The following is a 13,637-nucleotide window of genomic DNA, read 5'->3' on the forward strand; positions in this document are numbered from 1 at the left end:
TCACCTATTTTCCGTCTTTCTGGGCGGCTTCGGCTTCTGCCTTGGCGCGCGCTGCAGCTTCATCGGAAGATTTACGCAGGGCTGCGTTGCTCTTCAGATAATCAATATCTTCGGTCAACGAGGTAAGACCGGTAATCGGCTCGGAGGTGACGCGACCGCTCTGTGGACCCGGCTTGATCGTATCGCCCTTGCCTGCCTCGAAGGCATCGATGATTTCTTCCAGACGTTCCGGCGTCAGATCCTCATAGGCGTCCTTGAAGATCATGACCATTGGCGCGTTTGCGCAGGCGCCCTGGCATTCAACCTCTTCCCAGGACAGCGTACCATCGGCATTGCGCTCAAACGGCTCCGGATGGATCTTGCGGCGGCAGACATCCATCAATGCTTCCGCACCGCGCAACATGCACGGCGTGGTACCGCAAACCTGGACATGCGCACGCGTGCCGACCGGCTTGAGCTGGAATTGCGTATAGAAGGTTGCCACTTCCAGAACACGGATCAGCGGCATGCCAAGCATGCCGGCAATATGTTCGATTGCGGCTTTCGTGACCCAGCCTTCCTGCTCCTGCGCACGCATGAGCAGCGGAATGACAGCCGATTGCTGACGGCCTTCTGGGTATTTTGCGATCGTCTTGAGCGCCCAGGCCTGATTTTCCGCGGTGAACGCGAAACCTGCTGGCTGGACGGCATCATCTGCGAGACGGCGAACGGACATCAGCGGTCAACCTCACCAAACACGATATCGAGCGAGCCAAGAATTGCCGAAACGTCAGCCAGCATGTGACCGCGGCACAGGAAATCCATGGCCTGAAGATGGGCAAAGCCCGGAGCACGCAGCTTTACGCGATAAGGCTTGTTGGAGCCGTCCGAAACAAGGAAGACACCAAATTCGCCCTTAGGCGCTTCAACTGCAGCATAAACCTCACCGGCAGGCACATGATAGCCTTCCGTGTAAAGCTTGAAGTGATGGATGAGCGCTTCCATCGAACGCTTCATCTCGCCGCGCTTCGGCGGCACAATCTTGTGGTCGGTATGGGAAACCGGGCCAACACGTTCCTTGCCAAGCAGCAGGTCAACGCACTGGCGCATGATGCGCGTGGACTGGCGCATTTCCTCCATACGGATCAGATAGCGGTCATAACAGTCGCCGTTCTTGCCGACAGGAATGTCGAAATCCAGCTCGCTATAGCATTCATAAGGCTGCGCCTTGCGCAGATCCCATGCCGCGCCCGAACCGCGAACCATGACGCCGGAGAAACCCCATGCCCAGGCATCTTCGAGCTTCACCACGCCAATATCGACGTTACGCTGCTTGAAAATACGGTTAGGCGTGATCAGTTCGTCAAGGTTGGAGAGCGTCTTGAGGAATGGATCAATCCATTTGCCAATGTCTTCAACCAGCTGATCCGGCAGATCCTGATGAACGCCGCCCGGACGGAAATAGGCGGCATGCATGCGCGCGCCACAGGCGCGTTCATAAAAGACCATCAGCTTTTCGCGTTCCTCGAATCCCCACAGCGGCGGCGTCAATGCGCCAACGTCCATGGCCTGCGTGGTGACGTTCAGCAGATGGTTGAGGATACGGCCAATTTCCGAATAGAGAACGCGGATCAGCTGACCACGCTTGGGCACTTCAATACCCAGAAGGCGCTCAACGGCCAGCGCATAGGCGTGCTCCTGATTCATCGGCGCCACATAATCGAGGCGGTCGAGATAAGGCACTGCCTGCAAATAGGTCTTGGTTTCCATCAACTTTTCGGTGCCGCGATGCAGCAGGCCGATATGCGGATCCACGCGCTCGACGACTTCGCCGTCCAGTTCCAGCACCAGACGCAGAACGCCGTGCGCCGCAGGGTGCTGCGGGCCGAAGTTGATATTAAAATTGCGGACCTGAGTCTCAGCCATGTTCAGCTTCCTGTCGCTCAGTTCGTCTTTGCTTTCTCATCGCCGGGCAGAACGTATTCCGTTCCTTCCCACGGCGAGAGGAAATCGAAATTGCGGAATTCCTGGCGGAGTTCCACCGGCTCATAGATGACGCGTTTCAGTTCGTCGCTGTAACGTACCTCGACATAGCCGGTCGTCGGAAAATCCTTGCGCAGCGGATGGCCCTCGAAACCATAGTCGGTGAGAATACGGCGCAGATCCGGGTGGCCCGAGAACAGAATGCCGTACATGTCATAGGTTTCGCGCTCATACCATTCAGCGCCGCAATAGACCGACACCGCCGAAGGAACCATCGTGTCTTCATCCGCCTGAACCTTGACGCGAATGCGCAGGTTCTGGCGCGGCGACAAGAGCTGATAGACGACATCAAAGCGCTTGGCGCGCTGTGGATAGTCAACGCCGGAAATATCCGTCAGATTGACGAACTGACACTGAACATCATCACGCAGGAAGGTCAGGACGGAGAGAATTTGCTCCGCCGGAACACGAAGCGTCAACTCGCCATAAGCGAGCCTTGCCTCCTCGATCACACTGCCGAGGCGTTCCTGGATATAGCCAGAGAGTTCACCGAGAGCTTCTTCGCTCATAACCCTAACTTCCTTTATTGGTGCGGCATGCGATCCATCATCGCCTGCCTCAACCGTTCATATTCCAACACATGCTCTATCCGGCCACGCCCATGGGCACTGCCGGATATGACTCAGCGTTCGATCGTACCCGTACGACGGATCTTCTTCTGCAGAAGAAGAATGCCATAAAGCAGCGCCTCAGCGGTTGGCGGGCAGCCCGGGACATAGATATCGACCGGAACCACACGGTCACAGCCACGCACCACCGAATAGGAATAGTGGTAATAGCCGCCGCCATTGGCGCAGGAACCCATCGAGATCACATAACGCGGTTCCGGCATCTGGTCATAGACCTTGCGCAGGGCCGGCGCCATCTTGTTGGTGAGCGTACCTGCAACGATCATCACGTCCGACTGACGCGGAGAGGCTCGCGGCGCAATGCCAAAACGTTCAGCATCATAGCGCGGCATGGAAATATGCATCATTTCCACCGCACAGCAGGCCAGACCGAAGGTCATCCACATCAGCGAGCCGGTACGCGCCCAGGTGATCAGCGCGTCAGCCGACGTAACCAGAAAGCCCTTGTCGGACAATTCGCTGTTCAGCTCATTAAAGAACGCATCGTCAGATCCGACCGGCTTGCCCGTGCGCGGATCGAGAATACCCTTGGGCTGCGGAGCCACGAGCGTCGTGTTTGTGCTGGTCAATCCCATTCCAGCGCTCCCTTCTTCCACTCATAAATAAAGCCAATGGTCAGAACGCCGAGGAATACCATCATCGACAGGAAGCCAAACCAGCCGATCGCACCAAAGGAAACCGCCCATGGAAACAGGAAAGCCACTTCAAGGTCGAAGATGATGAAAAGAATCGACACGAGATAGAAACGGATGTCGAATTTCATGCGCGCATCATCGAATGCGTTGAAACCGCATTCATACGCGGAAAGCTTTTCCGGGTCAGGTTGGCGATAGGCGATAAGGAACGGCGCAATCAGAAGCGCGGCGCCAATTACAATCGCGATGCCGAGGAATATCACGATCGGCAGGTAAGCAGTTAAAAGCTCGTTCATGGTCCTTTTTCCGGCTTGCATACGAGGCTGTTGCGCATGTCATAAGCTTTTTAAAGCATACGACCATGCGACACATTGCATCTTTTGCAACCTCATCGCCCAGAGCAGCTTCAAAAGGCATGCCGTGCGAACTCAGCGCTTTTCGCGGGGACGGTTAGCGCAGGCAGCGCGCAAGCGCAAGCCCTTCAAGGTATTGTTCGACGCAATGCCCACCAATATGCTTTATGAAATATGGCATTTGCGCCCTGCATACAGGCCGTCTCCCGAGCCTTCAGACTATCATAAATTCGTGAACTGTCACCGTTCCCGATTCATGCAGTGCCAGAAACAGGCCTCTGCCGCGGCCCAGCATGGCGGGACAGCAGTCAGCGCCTCACTCCATATACAGCCATATACAGCTATGCAGGAAACAGATAAAAGCCATGCATCAGACGCAAACCAGCCTTTCAGGCGGACGCGAAAGCGTGCGCGCCTGCCTTTCTGATAGAATCAATAGAAACAATCCTTCAATTGCGTCGCGATTCTGGCCTGCTTCCCCTTCCCCGGCATTGATTTCGCGCAAACGGAAATTCTTGTCACCAATCGCAGCATTCCTGGAACAGAATCACCCGATCCGCGTCCGCAACGCGATTGCATGCCTTCAGCTCATTCCGGTGCCGTTTATGATGGGCAGGATCGGATTTCATCAGACGGAAAGGGCGGACGCATGAGCGCATATCTGCTTGCCAGCGGCGATCTTCTGGCAATTTCCGTCATTATCCTGTCCGTGGCCTATTTTACCTATAAGAGTCTGTCTGAATAGGACGCATGTCAAAGCACGTGCCAGCCCCTTACGCCACAGCATACCGAACGCGGCAATCCTTCCTGAAACCGAATGACATCGAATCGGCTGATGGCATTCTCCCTTGCGCCAGAATCAAGCGACAGCGTCTGGCAAAATCACAATGCCACTTCGTTTTCATCTGACCGCAATACACCTTAGCTGTTCTGCAACAGGCGAGCCTGGAGAAGACAGAAATGCAGAGCTACGATCAGACCAGCTATCAAACTGACTGTTTTATATATGGGGAAGAGTTGAGGAAACGTCTTGCGCTGGCCACTTTTCTTTTAAGAAAAGTGGCGCGAGTGACGGGGCTCGAACCCGCGACCTCCGGCGTGACAGGCCGGCACTCTAACCAACTGAGCTACACCCGCGCATCTTTTTCAGTCTTGCGACTGTGTCACCTTGCTGTCTTTCGACTGCGTCCCAGAGCGTTTCGTTTCGGTGGCGACCGGCGTTTCCGTCTGGTGTGAGCGGTCGTTTAAGGGGTTCTTTTGCAGGTGTCAAGCGTGACTTGCGCAGAAAAAATAAGAAAATTCACAACCCTGTCAAAAGTGGCGGATTTCCGGGCTTTTTGCGTGCGAATTTTTTTCATGAAAGTTTTCCACCTCCACCGAGTCGGACCCATTTTCCCAACAATTACAAGAATAAGCCCGCATGAATCAGCGATTCCGATTCCAGAATCTCCCGTTCAAAAGCGTCCATGCCGCCTGACATTGGCCCTGCCCCTATATATGTGCATGGAGCAAAAAACGCCGGCCGAAAAAATTTTTGCCCAAGCTGTCATTTTTCTGAATTTTGCTCTTGCGCTTCTCGCACGAATTGCCTAAACGGCTGTCACACAAGATGACTGCAAGATAGTCGGGCGATTAGCTCAGTTGGTAGAGCGCTTCGTTTACACCGAAGATGTCGGGAGTTCGAGTCTCTCATCGCCCACCATTTTCCCTGCAAGATCAGAAATTTGTAACGCTTGATCAGTGTGTTATCCGTTCTTGTGACAAATTCCCCTTACCTGTCTCCCCGTTGCTGAAACCGGACATTCAGGCCGACTTGCGTATGTAATGGATTGATTCCGTTCTGACCGTTCCTTTGCAGGCTGTGACGATTCATATGTCGGCCTTTTGTCCCCTGCCAGATTGCACGCCTTCGATTCGCAGTGGCTCACGACAACAAGACAAATCACAGGCGCCTGTTGCCATCCTCCCATCCCGTCACACATGGGGCGGTACAGATCGCCATACCAGAATCATGCCAGCATTCCGAATGCGGTGATCGGTTTCAGTCTTGAGAAGACGGCATCTGCGCGCACAAGGCTACTGCCTTCGCGTGCAAATGCTCGCCGGTGTTGCAACGGGCAATTGGTCTTCCAGCCGGAACGGCATCAGACACCGGATGAAAAAAACCCTAAAAAAATGCGAACACATTGATATCAGTCGACTTTTTGACAGATAATGCGGTTGTGCCTACCCCTCCGATATTATAGAGACCGCTTAAATAACAAGCATGAGGGGAAGCACTTGATATCCAGAAATTCCATCATTGGACTGATCACACTTGTAGCCGTAGGCGCTGTCCTGGCTGTCGATTATCGTCAGTCACACAAGATCAGGACACTCATCAACCGTCATGATCTGGAGACCATGCAGCGTCTCGACGAGATGCAAAGCGCCAATCTGAAAATCCTTGCCGATATGGAGGAAGAACAAGCACAGCGTCTTGCCAAGCTCGACGATGCCCTTGCAGCAATTCCGGAAACCATCCACAAGGCCATTCAGGACACGACGCGTAGCACTTTTAAACTCTGGTCGTTCAAGCAACCCGCCGCCAACCTTTCGCCCAGCCAGCGCATTGCACATGCAGGGGGCATCTATAATGGCCGAACCTATACCAATTCCCTGGAAGCCCTGGAGAAAAACAAGGAGCATTTCTCCCTTTTCGAGATGGATCTGGTCTTTACGGCTGACGGCCATCTTGTCTGCGCCCATGACTGGGACAATTATGCCAGAATACTTTGGGGACTGGAGCTGGATACTGTCCCGACGCTTGAGCAATTCCGTCAGATCGTGGCGAACAACAAGGCGTTCACCAATTGCACGCTCGACCAGCTTGTCGACTGGCTGCACAAGAATCCGCAGGCGCGCATCATAACCGATACCAAGGAAATCAATTCCGCGGCACTCGACCATATCGCGCACAACTATCCAGACGACAAGAATCGTTTCATTCCGCAGATTTACAACATGGATTATTACGATCAGGTGCGCGCGCTCGGCTTCGAAGACGTGATTCTGACCGTTTACCAATGGGGCGGAGCTGACGATGCGATCGTCGAGGCGGCGCGCGGCAAGAAACTTTTCGCAGTGACAGTCCCGGATTTTCGCGCGCCCTATCTTGCCATGAAGTTCAGACAATCCGGGCACAAGGTCTATGCCCACACCGTCAATACGGCCGAAACGCTGCATCTGCTCAGATATTTTGGCGTTGATGAAGTCTATACCGACAGCCTGATACCGGGAAAGCAATAGGCAAAAATGACGGCCCCGCGCCAAGATCGGCTGAAAGTCATCGATGACTGCGACTCAAGCTTGAGTGCCCGTGTTTGCTCCATGGCACTCAAGCAATCTTCAGTTGAGAAATGAGAGAACCACCAGCCAATGGACGCACCCCTCGCCTACATTCATGACAAGCCGGACATGGAACACCATCTTCTCCACGCATGTCCTGCCGCCCTGCCTTATTGACAAGGGCCATGACAGTCCTGTCCGGTCAGTTCCTCCGCAAGCCGCAGCTGATTGCGCCCCCGGCACAACAAGCGGTAAGCCTCGATTTTCCCAACCAGTTTGCCTGCAACAGAGTGGGCATAGACGTCCAGTTCTCACAATGCATATTAGACATGAAGAATATCATGCGCCATAGATGACGCCGGCTGCCGCGCGGTTTCATGCAGAATCATGCACTCGGACAGACACTTAATTTGCAGGTCGTTTCTGCCAGGAAAGTCGATATGAATGATCAACTAGAACAAGCTCTTCCTTTCACTGGCGAGCGGTTTGTCCCTGAAAAGCTGGGCAATATTGCGCTTGAGCATCTGCATCGCTACCACCTTGCCAGAGGGCTGGTCACAAACCGGGTTGTTCTCGATATAGCTTGCGGTGAAGGCTATGGCAGCGCCCTGCTTGCAGACCAGGCAGCACGCGTCATCGGCGTTGATATTGATGCGCAGACCGTCGACCACGCGCAGAGAAAATATACAAGGCCCAATCTTGAGTTCATGGTCGGCGATTGTGTTGCAATTCCGCTTGCCGACCACAGTGTCGATATTATCGTCAGCTTCGAGACAATCGAGCATCATGCCGAGCATGAGCAGATGATGCATGAATTCAAAAGAATTTTGCGCCCAAATGGCTGCGTCATCATTTCTTCGCCAGACAAGAAATATTATTCTGAAGAAACCGGATTTGTGAATGAATTTCACGTCAAGGAACTATACAGGGATCAGTTTTCTGATCTTTTATCAAAATATTTCGCAAATGTTAGACTGTTCAATCAGCGCATTGCTTACGGCTCTGCCATTTTCCCGGAAGACCGGCAGGGGGAATTTCAGAATTATTATATGAGCCATAATTCTGTTGTACCCATGCAGGGGGTTCGCCATCCCTATTACCATGTCGCGCTGGCGTCTGATGCTGATCTGCCCGCGATAGGTCTCGGCCTCATGGAACAGCCAATCGATGAGAGCGAAATCATCGGCTCTTGGCGTCAGGCAATGGCGGAAAAGGATGCGCTTGTCGACAGGCTGCGCAACGCAGTTGCACAGGCAGAAGCCGACCGTGCCGCAGACCAGGAACGCGCCGCACAACTGGCCCGACAAGTCGGGACCCAGAATAATGAAACGCATTATTGGAAATCAGTTGCCGAACTTGAAAAATATGCCGTTGGCGTGCTGCGCCGCGAGATCGACGCGCTCAGACAGGAGCGCAAGGCCATTCTCTCGTCCAATTCATGGCGGCTGACCCGGCCATTGCGTCTTGTCCGCCGCTTCATGAAGCATGGCATGAAAGGCCTCAAGGCAAGATAACAACCGGCCAAGCACAAGCGCGAGAGGCAAACGCTGTTCAATGTCTGCTGCCGTTGATGTGCCTGTAGCCGCATTGCGCAGATAAACCGTTTGTCGCCTGAATTTCTGAAAGAGGCCGTGCAGGTGTTGCAGCCTGTCCCGCATTGTGAATGCGCGGCACCTTTCAATCGGGAAGCAAGCAGGTCAATGTGCAATGATGGCGTGCAATGACGACTCAAATATCATTAAAGTTGCATAGTTTAGCACACCATCCCGCACTCAATTGAATGACGATTAATCATTTGATTTTCACCTATTAATCGTCCATGAAATGGGCATCCTCCGAATAATGACAAAGCACGCAAAATGCGGAAAATTGTGTCCAAGCCCGTCGCTCTGAACTGGTTCAGCCTGCTATTAGCGGCAACAGTCAATACGTTTATTGTCCATTATTTTCCGCTGTTTGACCTTTCTTCAAGGCATTCCTTGAGACCAGTCATGACAAGCTGGACCTTGATACTGATCATGCTTGTGATGACAAGATACATATCCTCCACGATCAGCGCCATCATTCTTGTCACACTGTGTTCCGTTACTTTAAGCATAGCCAATTATGAAAAATTTTCTAAAACAAATTCAATACTGACAGCCAATGACATTGTACATCTGGATAATATTCATATATCCATGCACTATGTCAGCATTTATGTGATCATTTCAGCTTTGCTTATTGTCGGCTTTGTTCTGTTTGACACAGTCAGAACAGCGCGCAAAAATGGCCGAAAGTATAGATTTATTGTTTTTGCGACAATTTTTTATTGTCTCTTCACATTTGATCTTTCACACGCTCGACAGAGCATCGTTTCTTATCTGAATGGCGCAGGCATTACATATTATAGCTGGTCGCATCAGTCCAATGTCAAGGAAAATGGCATATTCATTCATCTTTTGCAGACATCAGCACGCAAGAAACCGGCGGCGCTGACTTCCGATGAACTGGCTGATATGCGCAAGAATATGCATTTCAGTATGACGGGCATCAAAACCCCGCAAAAATTCATCATGATCCTGTGCGAAGCCTGCTGGTTCGATGACCGGCATTTCAGACAGGTCTTTGAGCCATTGTTCGGATTGGGCGGATCTCCATTCAGGGCAATATCCCCGGTTTATGGCGGCGGCACGCCGAATGCAAGCTTTGAGATCATGACCGGACTGCCCGCCAGGAACCCTGCCCTTTATGGTGTCATCTATCAGGAATATAAGGACTTTTTTGCAAGACGCGTTTCGTCGCTGCCAACCCATTTGACGGACATGGGCTATGTGACCCTGTCCATGCATAATTACAACTCCACCATGTGGTCGCGTGCCCATGTTGAGCCGAGGCTCGGCTTCAACGATTTCATCGGCATTGAACGCATGAAGAAACCGGATTCTTCCTATTGGCTGCCGCGCGATTTCGTCCTGTTCGATGCCGCTTATGATGAATTTCTGAAACATCCTGATGACAGGCTTTTCCTGCATCTTGCAACCGTCCATACACATGGCCCCTATCCAGAAAAGAATGGCGATGGCGGCATTCAGGACTATCAGAACAGATTGTCGCTATCGATTGAAGATCTTGCGCATTTTGTTGAAGCGATCAGGTCCCGTGCAGGCGATACCGTCATCCTGATCTATGCCGACCACAAGCCGGCATTGCGCATGTTTGCCGGCATGACCGACCCAGCCAAAAGTGGCGATGTTCCCATTATCATCTTTGACAACAATGAGAAACGCAAGGAAGCCCTTGTGAAACACTCGGATGGCAAGCCGTTCTATTGTCTGTCGCGCAATATTGGCGCGCTTTATTTTGACATGCAATTGGCTGCGCATTATTACGCGGCCGATTCCTGCACGCATTTTTCTGGCAAACAATATCTGAAACTGGCAGCTTCCTTACCAGAGTCCCTTTATACCGCCTCGTTACATTATGATGCAGAACAGGCGCCCAGCCAATAAATGAAATTCAAGAGAGCCACATGCAGCGTATATACAAGGCGTTCTTCAATTCGTTAAATGCCCTGTTTCATTTAAGCCGACATGAAAAAGCATTCCAGCAGGAACTGTTGCTTCTTGCTGCCGGAATTCTGTTGTCCTTCATCGTCGCACAAGACATTCTTTCCCAGGCAATACTGATCGGAAGCATCATCTTGATCCTGTTTGCCGAGATCATCAATACGGCGATTGAAAAGGCCTGCGATGCCATAACGGTTGAATTCAATGCGAATATCAAACTCGCCAAGGATTGCGGTTCGCTGGCCGTGTTGATGTCCTGCCTGATCGCTTTGGCCGTATGGATTTATTATTTCCATCTCTACTTTTTCCCGCAGACAATCAGTTGATGCAGCCTGTCAGGTGCCATTGACAGGCTTTCAACAGACGAGGCTCGCCGCCGGCAGCCTGCATCACCTCCCAGTCACTTAGCGTCGATCTGCGATTGCGGCCGCACCTTACGATAGACGTGCGGTATCCATGCTCCCCATTTCGCCTCAAAGATCCTCTTATTGGTTTCAAACAGCTCTCTTTTTTCTTTCGGCATCACCGTATTGAAGGTTGCTGAGAGGTGGTGGTGCACAAAGGCATCTTCCGCCAGCGCGCAGAGATAGCCCTTTGAACGTATCATTGCGCAATGATCATCATCTTCGAACATGCCGCGCCCATACTCCTCGCTGATATGCCCGAAGAGATTGTCGAGATCCGCCTTGCGGAACATGACGGCAAAATAGGCAAGAACCCGCAAAGGGGTAAACTGACCACGATAGCCGGTGGTCAGCTCCCAGGCCGCGCGCCGCATCTCATCCATATTGGCATATTCGACAAAGACCTTGGCCTCATTGCCAATATTGTTGGTCAATGGCCCGACGACGCCAATCTGGGGATTGTTTTCCAGATGACGCACCATGGCATGAATGGCGCCGGGCGCAACATAGGCATCATTGTTGAGCAGGAAAACATAATCCCCCGTGGCAGCCTTGATGCCGACATTATTGCCCTTGGCAAAGCCAAGATTCCTGCCATTCTCGATGACAGTGACATTTGGGCTGGTCCTGGCGGCAGCGCGGATCTGCAACAGCCATTCCGGCGAGGAGCCATTGTCAACGACAATGATCTCAAGATTTGGATAATGCCCACCATCATTGGTCAGGGATTTCAGCGCGGCAATGGTCCATTGGGGATCTCCATAGGACAGGATGATCACCGAAACCTTGGGCAAGCGGTCAATCGTGTAACTCAATTGCTTCGCCCGATCCGCCCATGTATTGCGTTCGACATAATCAAGCAGTGCCCTCTTGAAGGCAGGATCCCTGCCCTTATCCCTGGCAAGGCGAATCTGCTGTGCAAATTCTTCTGCATTATCGGCAAAAAAAGCGAGATCCTGCGCGCGCTGCAATTCAGGCAGCCGGGTCGTGACCGTCGGCTTGCCCATGGCAGAGTATTCATAGAACTTGACCGGATCACATGCCTTGATGATCGGCAGAAGCAGGAATGGAATGAGCAGCACATCCATCCGTTCCAGAAAGGCCGGAACCTCCTGATATGGAATTTCACCATGCATGAAGACATTGTCAAAGGCTGCAAGCTTGCCGGGTGCTGCGGCCGTCACAGCTCCGCACAGGTGAAATTCAATGTCCGGATTATCCTGTGCCACCCTTGCGACAAGATCTGCATCAAACCATTCGGCAATGGCCCCGACATAACCAGCACGGATCCGCTCGGAATGCCCTGTGAAACCCACCTTGCGCAGAAATTCGGGCAACGGCCTTTCTTTATCCTGAATCTGGAAATGGGCCACATCACCGCCATTGCGGATGAGAACGGGCACGGAAAATTTCCTGTACTTGTCATAGAGATGCTGCGAACTGACGATCAGCTGATCGCAATTTTGCAGCATGTCCTCCTCAATTTGCAGCAATCGCGGAGTCGTATTGGAAAAACCGGAAATATCATCCATGCAATCAAAGATGATACGGAAATCGGGCGACAGATGGCGGGCAAGTGGCCACCAATGCGGATGTTCAACAATCAGCGTCTTGAAGGCCGTCGCCTGCACGCCCTCGCAGAAATTGCGCATGATATCCAGCCATGCGCGCGCATGGCGGCCGTCAAAGCCGCCACTGTAAGGCTGCACCGCACGTCTGTCTGGCACGGGCAGGTTTACGACATAAAGATTTTCCTCAATCCTGCGAATGCGCAGATCAGAGGCATGCATATCAACTTCAATGTAAAATACACGACGATCCTGCGCGAGATGGCGCGCCAGATGTTGTGGACGCTGGGTGCGAAAATCCCAGTTGATAATGGAGAGAATGAAAATATCGTGTGACTGTGTAGCCGGGTTTATTTCCCCGAGTTCCATCCAGTCATGATTGTCTGACTGCCGGTCTTTCCATTTGATATAGTGTGGCTGCCCCTCAAACAGTGGACTCAAATATCTGAAAACCACCGATACCATACGCATCTTGAGCGAATAAGGTAAAGGCAGCCGGTTATAAGTGAATTTCGCCACCGGAAATATTGTTGACCTGATATAGATTTTTCCTTTTCTGGCAGCATGCATAAGCTTGACCGGCTTTTTTGCAGTAGCGGCAGAACAGTTCTGACCGGTGTCTTCCCGAGAATTGCCAGCATAGCTGCATGAGGGCCAAAGTTTCTTGCGCATCAGATGGATACGCGTTGCATAGCGCCACCCGCGCGAGCTGTAGATCTCGCTTATTTTATGCGACAGCGCTTCTTTTTCTGCGCTGATCAAATCAAGCGTCTTTTCCAGCCTGCCGATTTCTGCATCCTTCAGGGATATTATCTCCACAAAGTTGCCTTCATTGTTTGACGTGTCGTCTTTATATGCAGTCATGCTGGATACATCTGAATATGAGTAAATTGAATCACGGCGTGAGAACACCATGACCTTCGTCTGGGCAAGCAACCATCGTTAGACAGAATCATATGCCGGAATGGATCATGCACTCAATGATGGCTCCATTTTCCCGCGCAGGTTTTTTAGCAATTTCTATTCTGAAAACACAAGAGCTTTTATGATTTTCATGCATGAAAATCATAGAGCCCGACTCAAAATTCCATTTTTGCGATACGCCTCGTCATTCGCCTGATTGAGGAGATGACCATCCAAGCTTGTGACGA

General features: G+C 52.0%; 11 protein-coding genes and 2 tRNA genes. 6 read left to right on the forward strand and 7 right to left on the reverse strand.

Going from position 1 to position 13,637, the window contains the following annotated elements; all coding sequences use genetic code 11:
* Positions 1–4: 4 nt before the first annotated feature.
* From nuoE to ACFO1V_RS11810, 6 genes are all read right to left on the reverse strand, one after another.
* Entirely contained in the window at positions 5–715 is a 711-nt protein-coding gene (gene nuoE / locus ACFO1V_RS11785; protein ID WP_374833664.1) for an NADH-quinone oxidoreductase subunit NuoE, read from the reverse strand.
* Positions 715–1,905 carry an NADH-quinone oxidoreductase subunit D gene (locus ACFO1V_RS11790; protein ID WP_374833666.1) on the reverse strand — a complete coding sequence of 397 codons (1,191 nt, stop codon included), beginning with the start codon at positions 1,903–1,905 and terminating at the stop codon, positions 715–717. The genes nuoE and ACFO1V_RS11790 overlap by 1 nt, the downstream gene beginning before the upstream one ends.
* A 17-nt stretch (positions 1,906–1,922) precedes the next feature.
* A complete protein-coding gene (locus tag ACFO1V_RS11795) occupies positions 1,923–2,531 on the reverse strand; it encodes an NADH-quinone oxidoreductase subunit C (RefSeq protein ID WP_374833668.1) in 609 nt (202 codons plus the stop codon).
* Positions 2,532–2,644: 113 nt separating this feature from the next.
* Entirely contained in the window at positions 2,645–3,226 is a 582-nt protein-coding gene (locus ACFO1V_RS11800) for a NuoB/complex I 20 kDa subunit family protein (RefSeq protein WP_374833670.1), read from the reverse strand.
* Positions 3,217–3,582 carry an NADH-quinone oxidoreductase subunit A gene (locus ACFO1V_RS11805; RefSeq protein ID WP_374833672.1) on the reverse strand — a complete coding sequence of 122 codons (366 nt, stop codon included), beginning with the start codon at positions 3,580–3,582 and terminating at the stop codon, positions 3,217–3,219. The genes ACFO1V_RS11800 and ACFO1V_RS11805 overlap by 10 nt, the downstream gene beginning before the upstream one ends.
* 1,117 nt (positions 3,583–4,699) lie before the next feature.
* Positions 4,700–4,776, reverse strand: a tRNA-Asp gene (locus tag ACFO1V_RS11810).
* 135 nt (positions 4,777–4,911) lie between these two features.
* Between ACFO1V_RS11810 and ACFO1V_RS11815 the strand changes: the two genes are divergently transcribed.
* The 6 genes from ACFO1V_RS11815 to ACFO1V_RS11840 all read left to right on the forward strand — a co-directional run bounded on the left by ACFO1V_RS11815 (position 4,912) and on the right by ACFO1V_RS11840 (position 10,840).
* The gene (locus ACFO1V_RS11815) at positions 4,912–5,232 is read left to right on the forward strand and encodes a hypothetical protein (protein WP_374833674.1); all 321 of its coding nucleotides are present in this window, start codon (positions 4,912–4,914) and stop codon (positions 5,230–5,232) included.
* Between the two features lie 33 nt (positions 5,233–5,265).
* Positions 5,266–5,341 (forward strand) — tRNA-Val (locus ACFO1V_RS11820).
* Between the two features lie 578 nt (positions 5,342–5,919).
* A complete protein-coding gene (locus ACFO1V_RS11825) occupies positions 5,920–6,927 on the forward strand; it encodes a glycerophosphodiester phosphodiesterase family protein (RefSeq protein WP_374833676.1) in 1,008 nt (335 codons plus the stop codon).
* A gap of 479 nt (positions 6,928–7,406) precedes the next feature.
* Positions 7,407–8,480, forward strand: a complete 1,074-nt coding sequence (locus tag ACFO1V_RS11830; protein WP_374833678.1) for a methyltransferase domain-containing protein — start codon at positions 7,407–7,409, stop codon at positions 8,478–8,480.
* A 1,008-nt stretch (positions 8,481–9,488) separates the two neighbouring features.
* Positions 9,489–10,457 carry a sulfatase-like hydrolase/transferase gene (locus ACFO1V_RS11835; RefSeq protein WP_374833680.1) on the forward strand — a complete coding sequence of 323 codons (969 nt, stop codon included), beginning with the start codon at positions 9,489–9,491 and terminating at the stop codon, positions 10,455–10,457.
* Between the two features lie 20 nt (positions 10,458–10,477).
* The gene (locus ACFO1V_RS11840; RefSeq protein WP_374833682.1) at positions 10,478–10,840 is read left to right on the forward strand and encodes a diacylglycerol kinase; all 363 of its coding nucleotides are present in this window, start codon (positions 10,478–10,480) and stop codon (positions 10,838–10,840) included.
* A 74-nt stretch (positions 10,841–10,914) separates the two neighbouring features.
* On the opposite strand, the gene ACFO1V_RS11845 is transcribed toward ACFO1V_RS11840, so the two are convergent.
* A complete protein-coding gene (locus ACFO1V_RS11845) occupies positions 10,915–12,855 on the reverse strand; it encodes a glycosyltransferase (RefSeq protein ID WP_374833684.1) in 1,941 nt (646 codons plus the stop codon).
* Positions 12,856–13,637 lie beyond the last annotated feature (782 nt).

The organism is Daeguia caeni (genome assembly GCF_042653845.1).
GTDB classification, from domain to species: domain Bacteria; phylum Pseudomonadota; class Alphaproteobacteria; order Rhizobiales; family Rhizobiaceae; genus Brucella; species Brucella caeni.

What these genes read in the sequence shown, in the direction of transcription:
- nuoE (WP_374833664.1), bottom strand. Translation starts at nt 715, where the DNA reads ATGTCCGTTCGCCGTCTCGCAGATGATGCCGTCCAGCCAGCAGGTTTC.
- ACFO1V_RS11830 (WP_374833678.1), top strand. Translation starts at nt 7,407, where the DNA reads ATGAATGATCAACTAGAACAAGCTCTTCCTTTCACTGGCGAGCGGTTT.
- ACFO1V_RS11805 (WP_374833672.1), bottom strand. Translation starts at nt 3,582, where the DNA reads ATGAACGAGCTTTTAACTGCTTACCTGCCGATCGTGATATTCCTCGGC.
- ACFO1V_RS11800 (WP_374833670.1), bottom strand. Translation starts at nt 3,226, where the DNA reads ATGGGATTGACCAGCACAAACACGACGCTCGTGGCTCCGCAGCCCAAG.
- ACFO1V_RS11790 (WP_374833666.1), bottom strand. Translation starts at nt 1,905, where the DNA reads ATGGCTGAGACTCAGGTCCGCAATTTTAATATCAACTTCGGCCCGCAG.
- ACFO1V_RS11835 (WP_374833680.1), top strand. Translation starts at nt 9,489, where the DNA reads ATGACGGGCATCAAAACCCCGCAAAAATTCATCATGATCCTGTGCGAA.
- ACFO1V_RS11795 (WP_374833668.1), bottom strand. Translation starts at nt 2,531, where the DNA reads ATGAGCGAAGAAGCTCTCGGTGAACTCTCTGGCTATATCCAGGAACGC.
- ACFO1V_RS11840 (WP_374833682.1), top strand. Translation starts at nt 10,478, where the DNA reads ATGCAGCGTATATACAAGGCGTTCTTCAATTCGTTAAATGCCCTGTTT.
- ACFO1V_RS11845 (WP_374833684.1), bottom strand. Translation starts at nt 12,855, where the DNA reads ATGGAACTCGGGGAAATAAACCCGGCTACACAGTCACACGATATTTTC.